Annotated in this window: 17 protein-coding genes, 1 tRNA gene and 1 riboswitch; of the genes, 8 read left to right on the plus strand and 10 right to left on the minus strand. The window is 39.3% G+C overall.

Translation table 11 applies throughout. The features are described from left to right. Positions 1 to 266 precede the first annotated feature (266 nt). Positions 267 to 3,851, plus strand: a complete 3,585-nt coding sequence (locus G496_RS0106830; protein ID WP_027178629.1) for a PEP/pyruvate-binding domain-containing protein — start codon at positions 267 to 269, stop codon at positions 3,849 to 3,851. 281 nt (positions 3,852 to 4,132) lie between these two features. Next, positions 4,133 to 4,945, plus strand: coding sequence for a DsbA family protein (locus G496_RS0106835; protein WP_027178630.1), 813 nt, complete (start codon positions 4,133 to 4,135; stop codon positions 4,943 to 4,945). A 109-nt stretch (positions 4,946 to 5,054) separates the two neighbouring features. Here the strand turns inward: G496_RS0106835 and galE are convergent, their stop codons facing one another. Continuing rightward, on the minus strand, positions 5,055 to 6,035 hold the full coding sequence (gene galE, locus G496_RS0106840; protein ID WP_027178631.1) for a UDP-glucose 4-epimerase GalE: 981 nt from the start codon (positions 6,033 to 6,035) through the stop codon (positions 5,055 to 5,057). Positions 6,036 to 6,201: 166 nt separating this feature from the next. Between galE and G496_RS0106845 the strand changes: the two genes are divergently transcribed. Continuing rightward, positions 6,202 to 6,615: a desulfoferrodoxin family protein gene (locus G496_RS0106845; RefSeq protein ID WP_027178632.1), complete on the plus strand. Its 414-nt coding sequence runs from the start codon at positions 6,202 to 6,204 to the stop codon at positions 6,613 to 6,615. 56 nt (positions 6,616 to 6,671) lie between these two features. Then, a complete protein-coding gene (locus G496_RS0106850) occupies positions 6,672 to 8,054 on the plus strand; it encodes an MBL fold metallo-hydrolase (RefSeq protein WP_027178633.1) in 1,383 nt (460 codons plus the stop codon). 63 nt (positions 8,055 to 8,117) lie between these two features. Here G496_RS0106850 and G496_RS0106855 read toward each other — a convergent pair whose 3' ends face one another. Beyond that, the gene (locus G496_RS0106855; protein ID WP_027178634.1) at positions 8,118 to 9,065 is read right to left on the minus strand and encodes a YbgA family protein; all 948 of its coding nucleotides are present in this window, start codon (positions 9,063 to 9,065) and stop codon (positions 8,118 to 8,120) included. Between the two features lie 267 nt (positions 9,066 to 9,332). Between G496_RS0106855 and purT the strand changes: the two genes are divergently transcribed. Further along, entirely contained in the window at positions 9,333 to 10,514 is a 1,182-nt protein-coding gene (gene purT / locus G496_RS0106860) for a formate-dependent phosphoribosylglycinamide formyltransferase (RefSeq protein WP_027178635.1), read from the plus strand. 109 nt (positions 10,515 to 10,623) lie between these two features. Here the strand turns inward: purT and G496_RS0106865 are convergent. Next, positions 10,624 to 10,700 (minus strand) — tRNA-Pro (locus G496_RS0106865). A gap of 259 nt (positions 10,701 to 10,959) precedes the next feature. Between G496_RS0106865 and G496_RS19050 the strand changes: the two genes are divergently transcribed. Next, positions 10,960 to 11,691 (plus strand): hypothetical protein, encoded by a 732-nt coding sequence (locus tag G496_RS19050; RefSeq protein ID WP_156900611.1) that lies wholly within the window; start codon positions 10,960 to 10,962, stop codon positions 11,689 to 11,691. 528 nt (positions 11,692 to 12,219) lie between these two features. On the opposite strand, the gene G496_RS0106875 is transcribed toward G496_RS19050, so the two are convergent. Continuing rightward, entirely contained in the window at positions 12,220 to 12,402 is a 183-nt protein-coding gene (locus G496_RS0106875) for a hypothetical protein (RefSeq protein ID WP_027178636.1), read from the minus strand. 486 nt (positions 12,403 to 12,888) lie between these two features. On the opposite strand from G496_RS0106875, the gene G496_RS0106880 reads away from it, so the two are divergent. Further along, positions 12,889 to 13,440, plus strand: coding sequence for a hypothetical protein (locus G496_RS0106880; protein ID WP_027178637.1), 552 nt, complete (start codon positions 12,889 to 12,891; stop codon positions 13,438 to 13,440). Positions 13,441 to 13,496: 56 nt separating this feature from the next. On the opposite strand, the gene G496_RS19055 is transcribed toward G496_RS0106880, so the two are convergent. Then, positions 13,497 to 15,482: a methyl-accepting chemotaxis protein gene (locus G496_RS19055; RefSeq protein WP_034632674.1), complete on the minus strand. Its 1,986-nt coding sequence runs from the start codon at positions 15,480 to 15,482 to the stop codon at positions 13,497 to 13,499. Between the two features lie 214 nt (positions 15,483 to 15,696). Beyond that, positions 15,697 to 15,846, plus strand: a riboswitch (FMN riboswitch). A gap of 116 nt (positions 15,847 to 15,962) precedes the next feature. Here G496_RS19055 and ribB point away from each other — a divergent pair. Further along, the gene (ribB, locus tag G496_RS0106890; RefSeq protein WP_027178638.1) at positions 15,963 to 16,616 is read left to right on the plus strand and encodes a 3,4-dihydroxy-2-butanone-4-phosphate synthase; all 654 of its coding nucleotides are present in this window, start codon (positions 15,963 to 15,965) and stop codon (positions 16,614 to 16,616) included. Positions 16,617 to 16,700: 84 nt separating this feature from the next. On the opposite strand, the gene G496_RS0106895 is transcribed toward ribB, so the two are convergent. The 5 genes from G496_RS0106895 to G496_RS0106915 all read right to left on the minus strand — a co-directional run bounded on the left by G496_RS0106895 (position 16,701) and on the right by G496_RS0106915 (position 23,848). Next, positions 16,701 to 17,114 (minus strand): cupin domain-containing protein, encoded by a 414-nt coding sequence (locus G496_RS0106895; protein ID WP_027178639.1) that lies wholly within the window; start codon positions 17,112 to 17,114, stop codon positions 16,701 to 16,703. Between the two features lie 149 nt (positions 17,115 to 17,263). Beyond that, on the minus strand, positions 17,264 to 19,027 hold the full coding sequence (gene fliD, locus G496_RS0106900) for a flagellar filament capping protein FliD (RefSeq protein ID WP_027178640.1): 1,764 nt from the start codon (positions 19,025 to 19,027) through the stop codon (positions 17,264 to 17,266). 12 nt (positions 19,028 to 19,039) lie between these two features. Beyond that, a complete protein-coding gene (gene flgL / locus G496_RS0106905) occupies positions 19,040 to 20,236 on the minus strand; it encodes a flagellar hook-associated protein FlgL (protein WP_027178641.1) in 1,197 nt (398 codons plus the stop codon). A gap of 14 nt (positions 20,237 to 20,250) precedes the next feature. Further along, complete coding sequence (gene flgK / locus G496_RS0106910; RefSeq protein WP_027178642.1) at positions 20,251 to 22,278, minus strand: flagellar hook-associated protein FlgK; 2,028 nt, start codon at positions 22,276 to 22,278, stop codon at positions 20,251 to 20,253. A gap of 19 nt (positions 22,279 to 22,297) precedes the next feature. Further along, positions 22,298 to 23,848, minus strand: a complete 1,551-nt coding sequence (locus G496_RS0106915) for a flagellar hook protein FlgE (protein ID WP_027178643.1) — start codon at positions 23,846 to 23,848, stop codon at positions 22,298 to 22,300. Positions 23,849 to 23,856 lie beyond the last annotated feature (8 nt).

Below are 23,856 nucleotides of genomic sequence, written 5' to 3' on the forward strand. Positions count from 1 at the left end.
TACACGATAAATATGGTTTTTTCTTGACATGTCTGGGCTGGTGGGCAAATTTTCTTTGCGAACAATGCTGGTTTAGACATGCCTTTTGCAACCTGATTCTTTCGGGTTGTTTTTGTTCTTTATACATTTGTTCTGTCGGTATGCAGCATAGATTTTTTACCAATGTTGCATGGAGTTTTGTTGGAAAACTAAAATTCTTATAAATCCGATGAAAATTGTTTAAAAAATTAATTCCTAATCTGGCTTACACTTCATAGGAGGGAGCGATGGCTGGTAATGCGGGCGAGAAAGAAACCAATAAACAAAAAGTCGCAGATAAACCCAATAAGGGAAAAGCGAAGATCGGTCTTGAGAAGAAAATAGTTCTTAATGGTGCCGATATCGTTAAAATTGGTCCTGACGCAGAACTGATAGTTGGTGGTAAAAACTACAATACGGCTATAATCAGTCAGGTTGAAGGGATAAGGGCGCCTCAATTCAGAGCTATTTCTTCTATAGCTTTTCACAAGTTATTGGACGAAACAACTGTTAATGCCGCTGTTGTCCGTTCTATTGTTGATAAGGAATACAACGCGGTTGACTGGACTGCTGAAGAAGTTAACTCTGATAGTGAATTTCTTCAAAAATTTGTTCGTTCAGTAGCCTCTGTTATAAAAGAAGAGGCTAAAAAACATGTAGAAACAGAAATTCAATTGCGAACCTTTATTAACAATGTTGTTGAAGGGTTTGCTACTTCTCCGGAAGGAATTGATCAACTCCGCAAAAGATCAGTTCTTGTTCAATGTGCTATTTTATCCGTCTCCCTTCCAAAAGAAGTCGATGAAGCAGTTAGATCTGCTTATCTCGATATATGTAAAGACGCAGGGCTGGAGAATGAACCTGTGGCGGTTCGCTCCTCCGCTGCTGGTGAAGACAGCCGTAAGAAAGCGTTCGCCGGACTTCAGGATACATATCTTAATATTGTCGGTGAAGATTCATGTTCAGAAGCATACCACTGGGATTGTGCCTCAGCTTATAATCTTCGCAGTATGACCTATCGCCGTGAAGCTATACTTGATGCAGTCACTCTTGCTGAAAAAACCGGTGATTCCTCTATCGCAGCGAATGCTAAAGAAGAGTGGGCTATTGAAAATACCTCACTCTCTGTTTGTATCATGCGTATGATTAACCCTGTAATTTCAGGTACGGCTTTCAGTGCTGATACTGCTACCGGTTGCAGAGGTACTTCACGTAAGGATTTAGTATCAATCGATGCCAGTTATGGTTTAGGCGAAGCTGTTGTCGGCGGTATGGTTACCCCTGATAAATTTTATGTCTTTCAGCGTGATGACAATTCTGAAGTTGTTGTTCGTACTATGGGGTGTAAAGAAAAGAAAATAGTCTATGACGAAGATCGTGGAGGAACCAGAGTTGAACAGGTTGCTTCAGGTGAGATCTATCGCTGGGCTCTTTCTCTTGCCCAAGCTGAAGAGGTAGCAAAAGGTGTGCGTGAAATCAGTGTCGCTTATGGCGGCATGATTATGGATACCGAGTTTTGTATAGACGCTGCCGAACGTCTCTGGTTTGTTCAGGCCCGTCCTGAAACGCGCTGGAATGAAGAGCTGGATAAGCATCCTAATACAATTTATATGCGCCGCCTTGAGGTTGAACCAGCTGCCCTGAAAGATGCTGAAGTCATTTTTGAGGGTAATGGTGCTTCACGGGGAGCCGGTCAGGGAACGGTAAGATTTTTACGTTCAGCCTTGGAGCTTAATAAAATCAATAAGGGTGATATACTTGCAGCGGCGCGTACCGACCCTGATATGGTTCCAGGAATGCGTATAGCCTCAGGTATTCTCGCAGACGTTGGCGGTGATACCAGCCATGCGGCAATCACCTCCCGTGAACTTGGAATTCCCGCTATTATCGGTATTCAGCGTTTGGAAGCATTGCGCGCACTGGATGGCCTTGAAGTAACTGTTGATGGGTCCAGAGGGCAGGTCTATCGCGGCATGCTGCCTCTGACAGAGGTTGGTGGCACAATCGATACTTCAGTTCTTCCTGCAACTAATGTCAAAGTCGGATTGATACTAGCCGATGTAGGGCAGTCACTGTTCCTATCGCGCTTGAGAGATGTTCCTGATTTTGAAGTAGGGCTACTGCGTGCCGAGTTTATGCTCGGAAATATTGGTGTTCATCCTCTTGCTCTTGAAGCTTACGATAATGGTCGTCTTGATACTCTGATCAATAAAAAAGTTAAGGAGCTTGAAGATAGACTGACTTCAGTTATGAAGGCTCAGTTGGAATCAGGTCTGATTACCCTGCATCTTAAACTTCGCGACTATGTCAGCGCTGTTACCGGCCTTGATGTAGAAATGGAATCTCTTGCAAACGCTGAAAATGCTAGAGGAACTGAAGAAGTTCTCGCAATGCATCGCAAACTCAGAAATCTTGATAAGAAACTTGACCTGTATTTGAGTCATGCCAGTGAACGCCTTGATATTCTGAAAACTTCCGTAGAACTTGAAGATCATATCCTTGCTATAATCGGTTACAGCTCTTACGTGGATGAGCAGGATCAAAAAGCCAGCCTGCGTCAATCTGAAACCATGAACGAGGTTACAGCTATGGTTGAAAAGGCCAAGCTAAATCCTATGGTTCAGGATATGATAGCCCGTATTAAGTCACTTCGTGAAGAAGTTGCCATTAAAATGGGTGTTAAATCAGAAATGGACGAGGTTAAAAATCTTAAGTCCAAAATTGCTTCTCTTCTCAAATCAAGAGGGCTTAGAACTGGTAAAGAAAACTATATTCAAACTCTTTCTCAGGGATTGGCTCTGTTTGCTATGGCCTTTTACGGTAAAGACATCATTTACCGTACAACTGACTTTAAGAGTAATGAATACCATAACTTGCTTGGCGGACTTCTTTTTGAACATAAAGAAGACAACCCTATGCTTGGTTTCCGTGGCGTTTCGCGTGATATTCATGATTGGGAACTTGAGGCATTTAAACTCGCCAGAGGTGTTTTTGGCGGCAAGAATCTGCACCTTATGCTTCCATTCGTAAGGACAATTGAAGAAGCCCGCAGTATGAAACGTTATCTGGCTCAGGTTCATAATCTTAAGTCAGGTGAAGACGGGCTCAAATTAATCCTTATGTCTGAGATTCCAAGTAATGCTGTCCTTAGTAAGTCTTTTATCAAAGAAGTAGATGGATTCTCTATCGGCTCCAACGATATGACTCAGCTTGTCCTTGGAACAGACCGTGATAACGCCAGACTGCAGCATATATATGATGAAGAAGACCCAGCTGTTGTATGGGCTATTTTGAGTACTATTTTTACGGGACAGAAGTTTTGTAAAAAAATCGGTTTTTGTGGACAGGGTGTTTCTAATTCTGAGATTCTCAGGGGAATTGTTTGTATTGCAGGTATTGTTTCTGCTTCTGTTGTTCCTGATACATATATTCAAACCAAGAAAGATATGGCAGCCATTGAGGCTGAGAATCTGAAGGTCAAAGATCTTGGTGAATGGATTCGCGGCAAGCATTTTGAAAGGCTTGCAGAACTTATGAGCAACAACGGATACAATCATATTATTAAAAAATACAAAACTCCGGAAGACCTCGAAGATTGGTATGAAGGAGAGATCAGCCGTTTGAATGAGCAGATCAGAGATAATATTGATTCTCCAAAAGAAGACTTTTATCGTCAGGAGATGAACAATTTCAGAAGAATGTTCCATAAACCGGTTATTTATTCTTCATGGAATTGGGGCGAGACAGTAGAAGACGCTTTGCACCATTCCGGATTTGCTAATTTTGAAGAGCAGGAGGAAGCTCTGAAAAAGCAGCGTGAAAAGAAATGGTAGATAATTATGTAAAATATGATTTTTAGTTGAAACTAGCTTTTCAACATAAGAATTGGTAGTTTATAGCAGGGAATCTGCCTCCATCAACGAGGTCGGTTCCCTGTTTTTATTACTATTGTTATAGTTTTAATAGATATTTTCGTGTATTGAGTGTATTTCAAAGTTGTTTTGTTAAGGCTGTGTATGGAATTGATAGTTTACTTGTTTTGTATGTTGCAGCTATCATATTTATTTTTAGGTCTTTATTTTAAAATATAAAATTATATCTGAAAGGTTTACCTATGTTTAAAGTCAATGCTTTATTTTTGTGTTTTTTGATTTTGTTAGGAGGTTGTGCCAGCAAAACAACTGTGCGTTCTCAGGTTGAGGATGTTTTAAAAGAAAATCCACAACTGATATTTGAAGTTCTTGAACAGAATAATGTTCAATTACTTGAGATTGTAGAACGTGGCATTGACAAAAGAGAGAAGCAGGCGAGAAAAATGCAATTTGAAAAAGAGTTGAATAATCCTTTTAAGCCTAAGCTTGATTTAGCAAGACTTGAACTTGGTAATCCTGATGCTCCTGTTACTGTAGTAGAATATTCTGATTTCCTGTGTCCTTATTGTAGTAAAGCGAATAGCATGATCAATGCTATGGTTAAAAACCATCCAGATAAATATCGCCTGTTCTACAAGCATTTACCGTTACATAAAAATTCGCGTAAAATTGCTATGATTTACGAAGCTATTGCATCTATTGATCATGGAAAAGCATTTAAATTTAAGAATTATGTCTTTTCACACCAAGCTAAGTTTCGTGAAAAAAATATAGATATGGCCTTAAGTCAGGCTGTATTGGAAACAGGCATTGACTCTAAAGCGTTACAACAATCTTTAACATCTAAAGAACTTTCAAGCATTGTTAGACAGGATGTTGCTGAAGCAGATTCTTTCGGCCTTGATGCCACTCCGACATTTCTTGTTAACGGAGTTACGATCAGGGGATTTGTTTCTGCAAAACAATTTGATGACATCGTCACAACTATTTTAGAAAAAGGTAAAAAAGCTGAAGATGATGGTGAAGTCTGTGAAGACTGCTTGAACAAGATGTAATCAACTATTAATTATAAAATTAGAAAACGGATTTCAAAGTGAACTACTTTGAAATCCGTTTTTTTATATATAATTGAGCCTGTTTGTCTTTTGTTTATTGGCAAAGTTTTTAAAATTCAGGATGCTGGTGCCAGCGCCATGCTGTTTCAATTATTGTTTTGATATCTGTAAATTTAGGAACCCATTCTAATTGCTTTTTGGCTTTACTACTGTCAGCCACGAGTCTGGCAGAGTCTCCACTTCTTGCTTCCATAATATCATATTTAATATTTTTGCCGGTAACTTCTTTGGCCGCATTAATAACTTCGAGGACACTGAATCCGTTTCCGTTGCCTAGGTTAAAAATTTCAGCACAGTTATGCTGATCCAAGTAAGTTAAAGCCTTAAGATGTGCAGAGCACAAATCCTGAACGTGTATATAGTCTCTGACACATGTCCCGTCTGAAGTTTTGTATTTGTCGCCGAAAACTTTTAGTTTTTGATCTTTGTTGATGCAACTTAATAAAATATTGGGGATCAAGTGAGTTTCCGGGTAGTGGGCTTCACCTAAAATCCCTGATGGATGTGCTCCTGCTGCATTAAAATATCTGAGGCTAATAGATTTTAAACCAAAAGCTATATGATAATCACGCAGAAAATCTTCAACAAAAAGTTTACTTCTTCCGTAAGGATTAAGTGGAGCAAGCGGATGGCTTTCATCTATAAAATCACTGCACGGATTTCCATATACTGCTGCTGTAGAAGAGAAAATAAATGATTTAACACCTGCTTCACACATCGCGTTAAGTAGGTTTAGTGTCCCTATTATATTGTTTTCATAGTATATATCTGGGCGCTCAACAGATTCACTTACTACAATCAGCCCTGAGAAATGAAAAACAGCATCAAATTTTTCATTTTTAAAGACTGCGCGTAAAGCTTCAATATTTCTTAAATCTCCCTTAAAAAAATTACCCCATTTGAGAGCCTGCTTATGACCAGTAGAAAGATTGTCAAAGACGGTTACGTCATAACCATTTTCTGCCAGCATAGCAGTCATGTGCGAACCTATGTAACCAGCACCGCCGCAGATAAGAATCTTTTTATTCATAAACAGCTCCACTAATTTAAATTTTGTTAATTATCTTATATAATAAGTCAAAATGCAACTAATCATAGTTTTAGTTAAATAAAATAGTAATGATTCTTGACAATTTTGATGAACTAAAGAATATTCTTAAACTATATTTTAAATTTTAAAAGTAGGAGTACTTATCATGATATCCAGAAGATCATTTATTTCATCCTGTGCAGTTGGCCTTACCGGAGTTGCTTTGTTAGAAAAAAAATCTTTTGCCGGTTCCTCGGCTGTTTACCCTGATCATATTATTTATACTGCTGATAAGCCCGGCATGTGGGAGAAAAAAGTAGCTTTACATGTACCTGAAGTAGAAGTTGAAGGTGATAAAATTATTGTAACAAATGCTCATCCAATGACTGAAGATCATTATATAGTTAGGCATACCATAGTCTCAGAGGATGGTGTTGTTTTGGGAGGGCATACTTTTTCTAATAAAGACAAGAAAGCGGTTTCAGAGTTCTCAATTCCTGAAGATATGCGTGGAAAGAAAATGTATGCAACCAGTTTTTGCAATCTGCATGATTTCTGGGTTGCAGAATTTAAACTTTAATTAAATTTATACATTCTCAATATATTGTAATAATTAAATAACAATTGGAGAAAAGTATGTTTTTTAAGCAGATTCACACAGAAGGCTTGGGCTGCTATTCGTATGCTATCGGATGTCCTGCTGCGGGGGAAATGCTGGTAGTTGACCCTAAAAGAGATGTTCAGGAATACCTTGATATTTCTCGTGAAGAAGGAATGAAAATAACCAAGGTTATTAACACGCATGTTCATGCTGATCATGTTGCTGGTGAACAGGAGCTGAAGTCTCTTACCGGGGCGGAGCTCTATATACATGAAAATGCCGGAGTCACCTATAAACATAGTACGATTAAAGAGGGTGATTCAATAACTCTTGGTAATGCAAAGCTGGATTTTATTGCTACTCCCGGTCATACACCCAATTCTGTCTCAATTTTACTCACTGACCTTGCCAGAGGAACAGATCCCTGGATGATTTTGACTGGCGATTTATTATTTGTGGGTGATATCGGCCGTCCGGATTTGCCAGGGAACGAGATTTTAGATGAGCAAGTTAAAAATTTATATGACAGCCTCTATAATAAATTGGGTCAGCTTCCGGACTATCTTGAGGTTTTTCCTGCTCACGGGCAGGGGTCTCTCTGTGGAAAGGGAATGAGTGCTAAATCCAGTACTACTTTAGGTTTTGAACGTAAGTATAATCCGATGTTTCAGTTTAGTAATTTTGAAGATTTTCGTGCTGAGGTTATGAAATCATTTCCTGTTCGTCCGAAATCTTTCAGTCATATCATTCAGACAAATCTGAACGGAGCTCCTCTTCTGGAACGTTGTCCATTGGATAGGGCAATGAATCCGGAACGTTTCAAAGAAGTTATGGAGAAAGGAGCTGTTGTCATAGACGTTCGTGATGCTGCCGGTTTTGGAGGATTTCATATTCCCGGTAGTATAAATATAGGACTGGAAAAACAACTCGCGAACTGGGTCGGAATGGTTATTGACCCGAAATCTGATCTCCTCTTGGTCGTGAATTCACAAGCGGACTATGACAGAATGTTGCTTGAGCTTCATCGGATTGGCTATGATCAGATTCATGGTTACCTCATGGGTGGAATCTCATCGTGGCTTTTGAGTGGGTTTGATGTTGAAAGTCTTGATCAGAAGTCTGTTAAACAGGTTAAATCAGCAATTGATGAGGGTAGAAAATTTGTCCTTGTAGATGTCAGAACTCCGGCAGAATGGAATTCTGGGCATATAGATGGAGCAGTTCACGTTCCTCTTGCTGATTTGTTGGAAAACGGAATAGACGTTGAGAAAGATAAACCTGTAGTTGTCATGTGTGGATCAGGTTATCGTTCTAATATCGCTGGGAGCCATCTCAAGAAGATAGGACATAAAGAGGTCTGCTCTTTAGCTGGAGGGGCTATGGCTTGGAGTCGATCCGGATTCCCTATGGAAAAATAAGTTTCACATATTGTCATTAAAATTAAGTCCTCTGAAATTTATTATTGCAGAGGACTTAATTTTTTATGAATGATTGCGTAATTTTAATTCTATAGGATGAGGATTCAGATAATACTGTTTTTTTAAATAATCCTTATCATATTTCCGTACATAATGATTCAGCAGTGTTACCGGGACAATCAGTGGTACAAGCTCTTTGCGGTAGTTTTCAAAAACTTCAAGCAATTCAGACTTTTCATCCTGTGAAAGATCTTTCTTAAAGTATCCCATAATATGCTGTAATACATTAATATGTTTTTTGATTGTCGGTTTGTATTTTAAAGCTTTTGACAGGAGTAAAAAATATTGCCCGCAGACATCGCTGTCGTCTTGTTTGTCATGATTGGCGACCAACTTTCCCATTTGCCTGTAAGTACTCTCATGGTGTGAAAATATGAGTAGTTTGTGGTTGGTATGAAATTTCATAAGTTTTTTAATTGAAAACTCAGGCTCAACTGTTTCTCGCCATCTTTGCATTGTAAAGATACTTTCAATAAAATTTTCTCTAAGTATAGGGTCATGTAGTCTGCCATCCTCTTCTACCGGGAGGGTGGGGAATTTTTCCATGAACATTTTAGCAAAGATACCAACTCCTTTGTTCACCGGCATTCCCTGGGGATTATATATTTTAACTCTTTCCATTCCACTGGATGGTGATTTCCTTTTAAAAATAAATCCGCAAAGATTTTCTTTTTGCAGCTCTTCAAGCTTGGATTCTGACCAAAATGACATTTTATCAGTGATATCAATACCTGTTTTTTGGGTCATAAGTCTGTAGTTCTCGATTGAACCAACAAGCCTCAGAGCTTCTCTTGGAATCCCAAGTCCACATTCAACTTCGGGACAGACTGGAACAAATTCAACATAAGCTCCAAGTTCGTCAGTTATCCATCTGTCAAGCTGATGACCTCCGTCATAACGGACTTTGTTTCCCAGCAGACAGGAGCTTACTCCTATTTTAAATTTTGACATTTTGAATTCCTTATAAAAGCTAAAATATTATTCCAATTTATATTTAAAAATATATTATTAAAAATTAATATGGTAACTAAATTAGCTGAAGTAATTTTTGATTTTCAAAGTTTGACACAGTATGTCTCGTGAATGAAGTGCTTTCTTGAATTTTTGGTCTGTATATGAGAATAAGGCCCAGCTTATGAGTGCTTCTAGACTGTTTATACAGCTAATTAAAAAAACGATATTCCAGCAACTGTTTAATTATTATTAAGGAGATCTTCAATGGTCACTCTTGGAACTGCAAAAACTGATTCCGCCCGTAAAATGATGCTGCTTGGTGGAGGTGAGTTAGGCAAGGAAGTTGTAATTGAGGCACAACGCCTTGGAGTGGAAGTTATAGTCGTTGATAGATATGAATATGCTCCTGCTATGCAAGTAGCTCATCGCAGCCATGTAATGTCTATGCTTGACGGTAAAGCTTTAAGAAAAATAGTTGAAGCTGAAAAACCTGATTATATAGTTCCTGAGATTGAGGCTATAGCTACGGAAACTTTGCTGGAACTGGAGAAAGAAGGGTATAATGTTGTTCCAACTGCCAGAACAACATGGTTAACAATGAATAGAGAAGGGATTAGGAGACTTGCAGCTGAAGAGGTCGGGCTCAAGACATCCCCCTATGAGTTTGCTGATACGGAAGAAGACTACCTTGAAGCTGTGAAAAAAATTGGGGTCCCATTTGTAATCAAGCCCGTGATGAGTTCTTCCGGTAAAGGGCAGAGCATCGTAAAAAATGATGGTGATATTAAAAAGGCATGGGATTATTCTCAGTCTGGAGGACGGTCCGGTAGCGGACGTGTAATTGTAGAGAAATTTCTTAAATTTGATTATGAAATAACACTTCTCACAGTCAGGCATGTTGATGGTACTATTTTCTGTGAGCCTATAGGCCACAGGCAGGAAGGCGGTGACTATCGTGAATCATGGCAGCCTCAGCCAATGCGTGCAGATTTATTGGATAAAGCTAAAGATTATGCAGAAAGAATAACTCAGGCTCTTGGTGGGCGGGGTATTTTTGGAGTTGAACTGTTTGTTGTCGGTGATGAGGTCCTTTTTAGTGAAGTCTCACCAAGGCCTCATGATACTGGGCTGGTTACATTGATATCCCAGGATCAAAGTGAATTTGCACTGCATGTGAGGGCTATTCTTGGTCTTCCTGTTCCTGCAATTCGCCAGTATGGACCTGCGGCATCAAGCGTGATTCTTTCAAATGGAAAATCTGATGCTCCACAGTTCTGCAATGTTGAAAAAGCTCTGGCTGAGCCGGATACAAAGATTTTATTTTTTGGTAAAGGCGAATGTAATGGAGTTAGACGTCTGGGGGTGGCCTTGGCGTTGGGAAGTTCAGTTGAGGAAGCAAAACAGAAGGCTGTGTCAGCATCAAGCGCTGTGACTGTTTCTTACTAATTTTTCGAGAGATAAGATGATTTGAAAGGTCGGACTTAATTAAGTTCGGCCTTTTTTATGCAATAAAAAAGGTCGATAACTTTTGTTATCGACCCTGGTCTTGCGTCTCTGGTCGGGATGAGAGGATTTGAACCTCCGACCCCTTGAACCCCATTCAAGTGCGCTCCCAAACTGCGCTACATCCCGACGCGAGTGAGGTAGTGTTTAAGCCCTACGCTAGTATATGTCAACCATAAATCTAAGTTATTAAAATTATATTAAACAATAGAATTTGAAGCTGATTATTTCATACAAATCAATGTACTGAAATAGTCATTATCCAAAGATAATATTGCACTATGATTATTTAGAGAATATCCTTCGGAGTTAAAGGAGAATTCACTTGAATCTGGTAGCAATTATACTTTCCATATGTCTTCACTTTGTCTTTTTCTTTGGAGTAATCGTGAGCTCCAATTTTAATGAAAGTCAATCTGAAGGTACTGTTTTGCATTTTGAGTTGGTATCGTTAGCACCTCATCTAGATGAATCACCTAAAATTACGCCTCATAGTAAGAAAAAAAGAGAGCTGGAAAGCTCTGCGCATAAGAAGACAGTAATAGCACCAAAGCCTGAGCTTAAAGTTAAAAAAAACGAAGTAAAAGAACAGACTAAAATTATAGACCGTAAAGCTGATAACCATCCCCGAGGTATAAAAGAGAAAACAGAAAAAGCTGTTGTTGAAAGAAAAAAGGAGCCTGTCATCAGGGAATCTTCACCAAAAGGTAAGGCTATAGTTTTAAAGCAGGGGATAGGAGTGAATATCGGTAATAAAACTATAGTTATTAAAAGGGGAGCAGGGCGAGGCAGGAGTCTTGATGCCGTGGCAGCATACTCTTTTAATGAAGATTATTTCTGGGGGAACTATGAGACCTCAAGTGGCAGGAAAGTAGCAATTATTGATGCTCGCAAGGAATGTGGGCGGTTGATCCTTTATGACAGCAGGACTGGATTAAAAAGAAAACTCAGAAATGCTGAGATGGGTGATTTTATTTATACCTACGGTCCATCTTTAAATGAAGATTTTCCAGTAAAAGGTTCAATTGTTTTTCTACCGGGATCTGGTCATTGGATACAGCGGTTTATGTGGATGCCTGAAGAAGGTCCAAGTGTTTATCCTGACAAGCTTAAACATTAATCTAAGTTAATTGTTTCAGTTTGCATATTAAGTTTAATACCTATCTAATTACAGGTATTAAGCATTTAGAGCGCATCTTGATATGTGTAAAAAATATTTCTTAGAAAGGTCTATGCTGTCATGATGGAATACTGAACTTCAGCGCTGCCCGATAACAATCCGTTTGAAACGGGCAGGCTTTGTTCAGACTATTCTGGAATAGGATCAGAACTCAATTTGGTGTGTACTCATTGCATTTGGTTCACGCCAATTTTTATCAATCTGCAATAATCAATAATAATTGTAGGAATTGTATAGACAAATGCACAGACAAGTCATTGGTGACCTGTGAGTAACCAAATTATTCTCCTTTAGTTTCATAAAGTGAAATTAAAAAAAGGAGATTTTGAGAGTCGCTATCTCTCTTTTATGATTGTTAGCTTTGTTGATATCCTTGATGGACGGCTCAAATCAGTCCAGTGGATATTAAGATATAGGGCTCGATAATTATTGCAAAAAACCCTCTGCTTTTATGATTTGTCGTGTGATCTAAGATGCAGAGGCTTCATCGGAATCGGACTCGTTTTCCATTGCGAGAGCCTTTTCCTGCTGGTTGAGAGATTCAACCATCGCTTCGATGTGTTTGCTGACTGAACGGAATTTGAAAGGGTCCATTTTTTCCATTCTCTTGAGGGCTTCTGAAGTTTCAGCAGTTTTGTCATTTTTGTTCATAAAAACCTCCATTACGATTTACGGCTGTTTAGCTGAGAACGTGTTTGAGATTTTTTTGAGCCTGATCCAGTACAAGAGGCAGTATATCTAAAAAAAAATATTTGTCCAGTTTTATTCTGGACAATTACTTATGACTTAACTGTCTAATTTTATTTAATAAAAGTTTTTTATTGCAAAATTGTAAAATAGTACTTTGGTGATTGATCGGTCAAAATACATTTTTAGTTAAAATTCTTTTCCCAATTCTAAATATTTTGAATGAAAATTTTGATCATTGTTTATAGCAGGGCAATAAAATTTTTTGCTGTTGGATTAGCTTGCAGTACTCGGTTAAATAGTTAAAAATATCTGTCAAATTTCTATGATTTGTGATGTAGTTTTTATATTAGGTTTTTAAGTTTAAGTGAAACATCAGATTATGTTTTTAATGATTTCTTAGATTGTGGTCCAAGGTGAATTTGTTGCAGCTACAAAAATGGAGGAAAAATGAGCAATCCCAAGGAATTTGTTCTTTATAGCGGTGGAGCAGCTGGTACTGAGAGTGAATTCGGTGCAATCGCAGAGGAGTTTGGTGTTCAGGAAGTAAATTACAGCTTTGAAGGACATCAGATAGAACGCACTAGAGGAATGAGGGTTCTCACTGATAATGAACTCCAGAATAAGGATGTAAGCCTTACCTATGTTTCTAAACTTATGAATCGGAACTACACCAGAGCACCCATATTCAGAAAAGTACTCCAGAGTATATGCTGGCAGGTTGATAGCGGTCATGAAGTCTTTATTGTTGGTGCTATTCTCGATGATGGAACAGTAAAAGGCGGAACCGGTTGGGGAGCTGAATTTGCCAAGATTTGCAACAAACCATTGTATGTTTTTTCTCAAGATAGGGATGCCTGGTTTAAGTGGGAAAAAGATCAGTGGCTTGAATGCGGAAAACCTGTAATTGCTACAAAAGAATTTACAGCTACAGGTACCAGATTTTTAGAAGAGAATGGCAAAAAAGCCATTAGAGAATTATTTCAAAGGAGTTTTAAGTAATTCCTGTTCCTGAAACTTGTCCTTCAGCCGGGGTTATTCAGTTAATCCCGGTTTTTTTAATCTATTTTAAAGAACATAATTGTCTGCTGTAGACTTTCTGCCTGTCCTGACAGTTCTTCAGATGTTGCTGCAACTTCTTCAGATGAAGATGCATTCTGCTGGATGACAGTGTCTAACTGCTCTGTTGCATTTTTAAGGGTAATAATAGTTTCACTTTGCTCGTTGCATGCTGCTGATATTTCTTGAATAAGTTCAGAAGTATTTTTTATTTTGGGTATTATTTCTTCGAGAATATCTCCGGCTGATTCTGCTGTTTTCAAACTCTCTGCTGAGAGTTCGCTTATTTGTGACGCAGCCACACCACTTTTTTCGGCAAGCTTCCTTACTTCGGCTGCAACCACAGCAAAGCCTTTGCCATGTATTCCTGCTCTTGCCGCTTCGATTGCGGCATTAAGAGCCAGTAAATTTGTTTGCCGTGATATTTCTTCAATGATAGCAGTCCGCTCAGTAATATTTCTCATGGCTTGCAAGGTCTCATTCACGGCCTTACCACCTTCAACCGTATCTGCTGTTGCCTGCAAAACAATTTTCTCTGCCTGCGAAGCGTTTTTATCATTTTGGATTATGCTGTCAGCGATACTATCCATCGACGCACTTAACTCTTCTACTGCCGCAGCCTGTTCAGTAGCTCCTTGAGATAATGATTGTGCTGAAGCTGAAAGTTCTTCACTACCGGCAGAAACATTTTCTGCTGCATGCTGCACATCAAGTATTGTGGAACTTACTTTATCAATCATTTTTGCTATAGATTTGAAAGCTCCATGCTCATTCTGAATTTTAAATCCGAAATTCATTTTTCCTTCGGCCATATTGTCAGCAACTTTTTTCAAATCTTCAGGCTCAGTTCCAAGTGTAGATGTTATTTTCCCTGCAAAAAATCTTGATGCTAAAGCTGCTAAAAATCCAATTACAACAGCAAGTATAATGATCGTCATCAGCATGCTGTTTATGGTTTTTTGCTGTTGTTGCTTTTTTGTTTGAACGGCATCATCAATCGAGTCTATGTAGATGCCCATTCCTATAACCCAGTTCCATGGTTTAAAAAGCTTTACATATGATAATTTGGGAACACTTTTTTCTTTACCCGGTTTGTTCCAATAATATTTGATAGTTCCTTCTCCTTCTGCGGAACAAAGGTCTACCATCTCTTTAAAGAAAAACTTTCCATTGGTATCAGTTATGTTATCTATTTTTTTACCGTTCATTTCAGGGTTAAGTGGATGCATTATCATTTTGTAATTCAGGCCGTTTACCCAGAAATAATTCCCGTTTTCAAGAGTCATGTGGGCTATTTGTTCCAGAGCTTTTGATTTCATTTCAGCGGTGATATCCGATACCCATGCGCCTGTTCCTATTATCCAACCGAATTTAGGCAATTTTTTTACGTATGAAATTTTTAAAGTTTCATTTTGATCACCCGGTTTTTTCCATAAATAATCGACCATACCTTCATTCTGTTTTCGGCACAGCTTAACCATCTCATTGAACATATGTTTTCCATTGCTGTCAGCTGCTGAAGAAAGATTACTACCGTTAAGTTGGGGAGATGTTGGGTGCAGTATCATGCGTGGTGTAGAATCGTTAATCCATATATAATTTGAACCTTCATACCGTATTGGTGCTACAATCCTTTTTATTCCTTCTTTGAGCTGAGCGGCGGTTAATATACCTTCATTATTTTTTATATATGTATCTATTTGAGAGTAGCATGTAGAAATTATTTGTTTCAAATATTCAGATTTTATTTTTGATAGTGAATCTATATCGATTGATTTTTTATAAAATGATTCAATAGTGCTTTCTGCAAGCGAAACCATATCTTTTAAATCATTTTCTCTTATTTTAGTAACTTCTTTTCTATATTGTAAATTATCATTTTCTGAATATTGATTTATCTTGTAAATAAAAACAAAACATAAAATTATGATGGTTAAAAAGACAACTGCAACCTGAAAAAAAGTAAGTTTTGTTTTTAGTCTCATGCTTCTCTCTGGCGCTAATTTTTTATTTTTTTATACAGCTCAAAAAAATAGTTAACCAATAATACATTAATATTAAAAAAAATAAATACTTTTTTTATAACGATAGAATCTTTTTTAGTACTTGGTTCAGCAATCAATTGAATGAGTATGTTTATAATTTAATCTATTAATTAAAGCTGTTGACTCCAGATTTTTCAAAGCGTAAAAGAATCTTGTTTATTCTCAGGGCGGGGTGAAATTCCCCACCGGCGGTAATCCAATCAATGAATGGAAAGCCCGCGAGCGCCCCAATTGTTTTGGGGGTCAAGCAGATCTGGTGCAAATCCAGAGCCGACGGTAACAGTCCGGATAGAAGAGAATAAGGCAGATTCATTTCGTTATGGGAATTCTCTCATACGCAGACGTTCATATTTTATGGACTGTCATCCTGTCTCTTTTCGCGCCCTGATTCTGGTAAAAAATATCTAAAGGAGAATTACCATGAATCAGAATCTTCTCTCTACTTTCGGCGACTCTTATACCCGAGTTACAAATGCATTGGAAAATCTTCGTAATGGTAACGGTGTTCTTGTTACAGACAATGAGGACCGTGAAAATGAAGGTGATCTGATTTTTTCTGCTGAATTTTTGACCAATGAACAGATGGCCATGCTCATCAGGGAATGCAGTGGCATTGTGTGTCTCTGCCTGACAGATGCTAAGGTTACTGAGCTTGGTTTGGATATGATGGTAGAAAAAAACACCAGTACATACGGAACCGGTTTTACGGTGTCGATTGAGGCCGCAGAAGGTGTAACAACCGGAGTCTCCGCTGCCGATCGTGTAACTACTATCAAGGCCGCCATAGAGGATGGAGCTAAGCCTTCATGCCTGAATAAGCCTGGTCATGTTTTTCCTTTGAGAGCAAGGGCCGGAGGGGTTCTTGAAAGAGGTGGACATACTGAGGCTACAGTTGACTTAATGAAATTGGCTGGTTTGAAGGATTGTGGTGTACTTTGTGAGTTAACCAATCCTGATGGCACTATGGCCAGACTTCCTGAAATAGTAGAATTTGCACAGAAAAATAATTTTTGTGTACTTACTGTTGATGATATTATTAGCTATCGTAAACAGATTGAGATTAAAGCAAGTTAAAAAATAGTTTTAGGGCATACCTAATCATTACCGACAGCTATATTAAAGCCCGCTGAAGTTTTTAAGCTTCAGCGGGCTTGTAATTTATATTGTTTCTTCATCTCCATATAAAGAACATATGCAGCATAAAAATGTAGCAGAGTCAGTCTCACTGTTATTGCGTAATCCATGTGGTTCCATAGTAGGAGAATAAATATAATCTCCCGGTCCGCAAATCCTGTTGGACACAACTTCATCTGTTTCAGGATCATAAGAAAAACATTCCAACTCACCGCGCTCAATAAACATCGTCTGGAGGTACAGGTGACTATGGCATGGAATAATTCCACCTGGTTCAACGGTAAAATGTCTTAAACCATATTCAGGTTGTCCTTCCGCGTCTTTACCTGATTTTGACAGCCAGCGTATGGTAACTCCCTTAACTTTATATTCTTTACCCTTATATGTTGCTTTTTCAACTTTTTTACCTTCAACTTCCTTGAAATTATAGGCTTCCATTTTTTCTCCTTAATGCTCGATGATTGTATAGAATTAGATTTATGGAGTTGATTACTGCTGTTTTCAGCTTAATTTTTTAATCTGTTAAGAGCAATCAGAGAAATAAATAATCAGAAGTTTTAATTCTTCAACAATGTTTGATCCTTAACTCAGCTGCTTGAGGAAAGTGTCGCTTCAAGTTGAGAAGCTATGTTTTCATAGTATGAAAGCATTTCATCAAGAGCTGCATATTTTCTGTTGAGTTCTGTTTCAAGTGAATCTAGGCGTGCTTCTTCAGTATAAATATTGTTCTCAAGGTTGGTTATAGATTCGTCATAGCTCTTGATGAGAAGAGGTATTGATCCACTTGTAACGTCAGTCATGCTTGTAAACAGATCAGCTAATTCGCCGCATTTACCTTGTTTAACGCTTATAGTCGCATTGTATGTTCCATCATCTGATTCAACGCAGTTAAGATAAAGTCCGTTTGCATCGCTATTGCTTTGGGCAAGCATGGTTGAGCCTGAAATTTTCATTTCGACTCCATCTATTGTCGCAGATATAATTTCTCCGCCGGAGATTTCATATTCAACTGAATACTCACCAGCTTTAGTAAGTCCGCTAACGCTTGAAATTACCTCAAGCGATGAAGTATTGCTCTCTGCTTCACCGGATGCTGCGAAGAGGGTTGCAACCGCTTCAGGGTCTGCTGCAATTGCTTCCTCCAGATCATCGTAATCTATGACAAGTTGCCCAAAAGTATCTGATCCCTGTTCAGAGTCTGTTGTAATTCCTATTGTTGAAAGAGTGGTGTAAAGATCTCCTTCCTCAGTAGTGCTGTCATATCTTTCAAAACCAAGACCGATTGTTGAAAGCACGTTTTTTATTGAATTATAGACAACATCGAGTGAACTGTCATTTAGTGTGAATGAAGAATCATCGTCATCATCACTATCTTCGTCATCGGTGTCAGTAGAAACAGAATAATCAGTGTCGGTATCAAGTCTCCCTGTTACATTTTGAATATCATATATCATTTGATTTATTTCAGATACAAAATTTTCTATAGTGCTTACCATTGCATCTGTATCATATGTTACTCCGACTTCAACTCCATCAGAGTCCGTAGTGTGATTGAGTTCAAGAGTCACACCATCTATAAGATCGGTAACTGTGTTAGAGTCCCGTTCAAGCCATGAATCTTCAGCAGAAGGGTAACCGTCTATTTTTAATTCTGCATTGCACGCCGCCTGAGTATTATTAAAATCAGCAGAACTTATTCCGTTAAGGTCAAAATCCACTATTTCAATTACATTTGAGCTTCCAGTATCGTTACCACTGAGCTTAAGATGGTATCCGCTTCCATCATATATTAATGATGAAGAAATTTTATCATCAAAATCAGAATCAGAGTTAATCATATTAACAAGTTCTTCAGCAGTTGTTCCTGCTGCAATATCAAGGGAGAGACTTTCCCCTGCGTATGAAAGTGTTATAGATGTAGCGTTTGATGCGATAATGTCATCTTCAGATGAAAATGAAATGTCTTCAGCTATCCAGACGTCTTTGCGCGCAAGCTGGCCAATTACTATAGTGTGGGTTCCGGTTTTAGCTCCATCACCTGCTGTTGCGGTTATCTCATCACTTGAAGTTGTCTCTTTGTATGAAAGAAACTCGTCAACTTCATCCATTTCCTGAAGAGTTCCAGAAAGGGTAACCATATTTTCATTAAGAGTTGCAAGAACATCTTTCGCTGTTTCTGCATATTCAAGATCTTCCTCATATGCTTCCTTTTTGTATTCCTGAAGCTCCATGGTCGCATCTATAATGTCATCAAAGTCAGTTCCATTCCCAAGGCCGGAGAAGGTTATTGATCCGGAACTGGTATTGGATGAATATGATAAAACGTCTGAAGAAAGAGAAGAAACTGCCATATTATAAACCTCCTATATATAATCCAGAATACTTTGACTCATAGATTTGGATGCTGAACTTAGCACTGCTTCATATACATATTCAGCCTGATTCAGCTCAATTGACAGTTGCGCTGCATTTATGTCTTCTTCTGAACTGATAGCAGATGCCGTTCTCTCCCTTGCAAGACCAAGACTGCTGACCATGTAATCAACCCTGTTTTCGCGCGCTCCTATTGTCGCAGCTATAGTGTTCAGCTTTTCATTTCCTGAACTGAGTTTTTCAAGATTTTCTTCAACTTTGTCAGTATTGCCTGTCTGCAGGTAAGCAATGGTTTCGCAAATAGATTCAAATAAATTGGGTTCACCATACGAATTTCCATCACTATCCTGACCACCAAAAGCTTCATATCCAACGGTCGTTGCATCTATTGAATAATTTTCAGCAATATTTACAGACATGGCATCATCAGAGCCCTGATATATCATTGTAGTTCTAACTATGAAGGAGCTTCCGGTATCCTCATCTGCTGTAGTGACAACAGTTCCAGAGGCAATCTCAATTGTTGCATCTTCAATCGTTATTGTCGTTTCAGGCGGGACTGAAGTTCCATCTAAGATTCCAGTTTCCCAGGTTGTTCCGCCGTCTGTCGAATATTTATAGTCTAGTGAGTCCGTTCCTACTGTTCCGTCAGAGGTAAATTCTACCATGATCGCACTGTCTATTTCTCCACTCAGGCTAAGCTCACTTGAAGATGGGGAGTCACCAGTAACAGTCACACCGAGACCATATGTGTATGGAGAACTATCAATTGCATCACCTGAAAATATGTATTGATCTCCAGATTTTGTAGCTGATATCGCTACCAGAGAGTCAAGGTATGCCTCCATTTCTTCAGCAATCATATTAAGTTGTGTGTCGCTATAAGTCCCGGTAGAACCTTGTTCAGCTTGTTCCATTAAGGATGTCATAATTTCGCTTGCTTCTATTATCTGGTCGTCAGCTGTACCTAGAAGAGCACTTACTGAGTTTCCGTTATCAATATATCCTGCCAGAGATTCATCATAGCTTCTGAGTTTCATGACTAATCCCATACCCGAAGGGTCGTCAGATGGGGTATTAAGTTTTTTCTGTGAGCTGGATTGTTCGTTAAGATTGTTTAACCGGACCAATGATGAATTCACATTGTTGAGAGACGTTGCGTAAACCTGATTAGTACTTATCCGCATAAGATTTCTCCTTGTCACATCATGTCTAAAATACTGTCGAACATGGTCTGGGTAACGGTGATAATCTGGCATGCAGCCTGATACTGTTGCTGATATTTAGTTAGATTTACGACTTCTTCTTCAACATTAACTCCACTTACAGATTCCTGTTGGTCGTAGTACAGCTGCGCAGCACTGGTATCGCAAGCTATCTGGGTATCGATATTCTGTGCTGACGCACCAACTTTTGAGACGATACTTGATAGATATGAGGACAATGTTTGTGTCGTAGACGATGTTTCAGTATTAATATTAACGGAATTATTAAGCAGAGAACTGATTGATTCAGCTGAAGAGTTGCTGCCGGCCGAGACTGTTCCGTTGTCACCGACTTCTCCACAATTTATGTGGGAAGAATTTTCTTGTATGTATGAATTTACGGTTATATCTGCTGCATTAGATCCTTCGAAGAAGGTATTTATTCCTGCAGCGGCTAAAAAACCGGTAGAATCTGACCCGAATTCAAATGAATAATCGCCTTGGGCCTGAATTTTAAGGGTCCCGTCAGATGTTATTGATGCTGATAAAATTCCTGAAAAATCAGAGTTGATCTGGGATATAATATCATTAAGTGAATCCGTTGAAGCATCAATTGATATAGATGAATTAGAAATTACGGCTCCATCTGAATCATAGGCGTAAATTTCAAATGATCCGTCTTCTATATTTTTATCGTATATAAGCCCGCTGTCAGATAATGCTGCCGTTTGATCTTCAATTGTGTATGTCCCAGTCACAGAAGTGTGGGATTCAAGACCTGCTCCTTGTGAGTGTGCTGAATTGACTTCGTAAATGAGGCCCGATGATAGCGCATCCAGTTCATCTAAAGTTGGCAGTAGATCATCATCCCTGACTTTAAATAGTCCTGCAATACTACCGCCGGTAACCCTGTTGGAGGTATCGTCTCCATTTGAATCAGTAAGCGGAGTACAGTTAACTAATGCCCCTGAGCTTTTTTCCCAGTATAGGCCGGTTTTGGGAACTATAGTGTAGCGGTCTCCGGTTTCATGGTCAGTTGTTCCTCCTGAGAAATAAATTTCAACTCCATCTATCTCTACAGGGGAAGATGAATCTGAGGCAGTGTAGAGAATAGTGTTCCCGTTATCATCTTCCGCCCAGCTGTTTCCTCCATCAAAAGAAACTTTGAATTGAGCTGTTCCGTCTGTTCCGGATGAAACAAACTCGATCATAATTTCTTCACTTGAACTTCCGGAATAATTTATTTCTCCATCATAATCAGAATCAGGCATCAATGAATCATTACTCTGGGATGAAGAATAAGCCAGATGATGGGTTGTTGTTCCGTCTACAAGAGGGAGGCCGTTATCAGTATAAACTGATGTCTGCCCGTTGCTGTTTGTTTCTGTTTCGATGCCAATAAGTTCATCAAGTTCTCTTATTATCTGGGCGCGGCTGGAAACTAGGTCGGTATTGTCTGGGTCTGCAGATATTTGTTTATTCAAACTGGCAAGGGTATCTATGTATTCATTTGCTTCATCGACCTGTGATTGTATCTCATCCTCAATGGTGCTTTTCATTGTTAAGAGTTCGCTGGAAGTAGAGTTCAAAGCATAAACCAACGATTCGGCTTCTCCCAGAAGTGCTTCACGTTCAGCTGTCGAATCAGGATCAGTTGAAAGGTCACTCCATGCATCCAGAAATGCATCAAGTTGTGTTCCTAATCCATCTTCGTCTGATTCGTTTAAAAGTTCTTCCATTTGGGCGAGATAGTCTGCGACAGCTTCATTTCCTGAAAGTGAAGCTGCCGCTGTCAGATATTGTGCTTCCACAAAAGAATCCCAATTAGCTGTTATAGAGCTTATCTCAGCTCCGGTGCCTATGCTGCTTCCTGAAACAGTAATGTTTCCTGTGGAAGAATAATTGGTATCTGTTCTTTGGTATCCGCTTGTCTCTGCATTTGCGATATTGTTGGATGTATTGTTAATAGAAACTTGAGCATTTGCTATTGCCCTTGAACCTATTGTGAAGAGGTTGCTGATCATTTCTTCCTCCAGTCAGTAGCTATCGTTTCAGATTTATTGCTGTCTGGAGAAGGGTGTCAGCTGTCGTTACGACTTTGCTGTTAGCCTGATACGCTGCTTGAATGATAATCAGTCTGGTCATTTCTGATGCCAGATCAACATTTGAAGATTCGAGGGCATTTGATACAACTGAGCCGAATCCGCCTGTCCCTGCTGTCCCTATTATTGCCTGTCCTGATTCCGTCGTTGAGGTGAATAGGTTGCTCCCGTTTGCGACGAGCCCTTCTTTATTTGTAAAATCGGCAAGGGCCAGCTGATAAAGTTCAATTGTCTGACTGTTTGAATAGTTTCCACTGATAATTCCGTTCTCATCTACAGAGACTGAAAGAAGCGATCCTGTTGAATAACCATCCTGAGTTGTACTGTAGGTGGCTGAAGAACTGTCACTATAACTTGTAGTGGCTCCGGTTGTTAGGCTTGAACTGTTGAATGTCGGCAGATCGGAATAGCTGGTTGCAGAAGTGATATCACCGAGAGTTGTCACCCCTGAAGTGGTCGTCCAGCCATCACCGATTGTTGAGCCGGTGTTTGTCATTCCGAAATCTATTGAAATGTCCTGACCGGAAGTGCTTCCGGTAAAGTTGGCATTTACTTCCGTTAGTCCAGCATCGCTGAAATCAGCCAGAACCCAGTTGTCAAGGTCTTTAGGATCGGATGATACCGGTGAGTCCGTAAGAGTGTATGCCGTCTGTGAGATTAACTGTCCCTCTGAATCAAAGGTCAGTGTTCCGGTCATAAGCATACCTGCGGCACTGGTCGTGTTGAGGTCCGTTCCTCCGAATGAACGCATATCTTCTTCCGGATTGCAGGAAACCACGTATTCCCAGACAATATTACCATCAGCATCAACATCCACAGGGTCCATGTAATAGGTAAGATCATGGGAAGTACCATTTTCATCATAAATGGTAATGGTGCTTGAGTAGCTGTATCTTGAGTCGTCAAGTGGAGGATCATCGGTTCCGTCATAAAGCTCAAATTCAGAAGTATACGGATTGGTTGTAACGGCATTGTCGGTACTCTGAGAATTAAGATTCATAGAAACGAAAACTTCACTTGTCGCATTCGGCGGAGATTGGGACTGGTCAAGCTGAATTGTAGTCAATGCTCCAGAAGCAGAACCGTTTTCAACTTCCCATCCCTGAACCTGATTTCCGTATGGATCAACAAGATAACCATCCTTATCAAAATCGAAGTTGCCGGCTCGGGTATAGTATGTTGTCCCCAGATCTGGGTCATAAACTACAAAGTATCCGTCCCCGTTAAGTGCTACATTTGTAGCTGTGCTGGAGTCTTCGTAAGAACCTTGGGTGTAATCAGTGTTTACGGAAGCAACACCTGCTCCGTTACCAACCTGATCGCCACCGCTTCCTGTACTGATTGAAGAGTAAAAAACATCTTCGAATGTTGTGTACGAAGCTTTGAAACCTACAGTGCTTGAGTTTGCAAGATTGTTACTGACGACTGAAGTTGCCTGACTATTGACATTAATTCCGGAAATTCCTGTATATAATGTACTTGTGATACCCATGATAGTTT

This window comes from Maridesulfovibrio bastinii DSM 16055 (assembly GCF_000429985.1).
GTDB lineage: Bacteria > Desulfobacterota > Desulfovibrionia > Desulfovibrionales > Desulfovibrionaceae > Maridesulfovibrio > Maridesulfovibrio bastinii.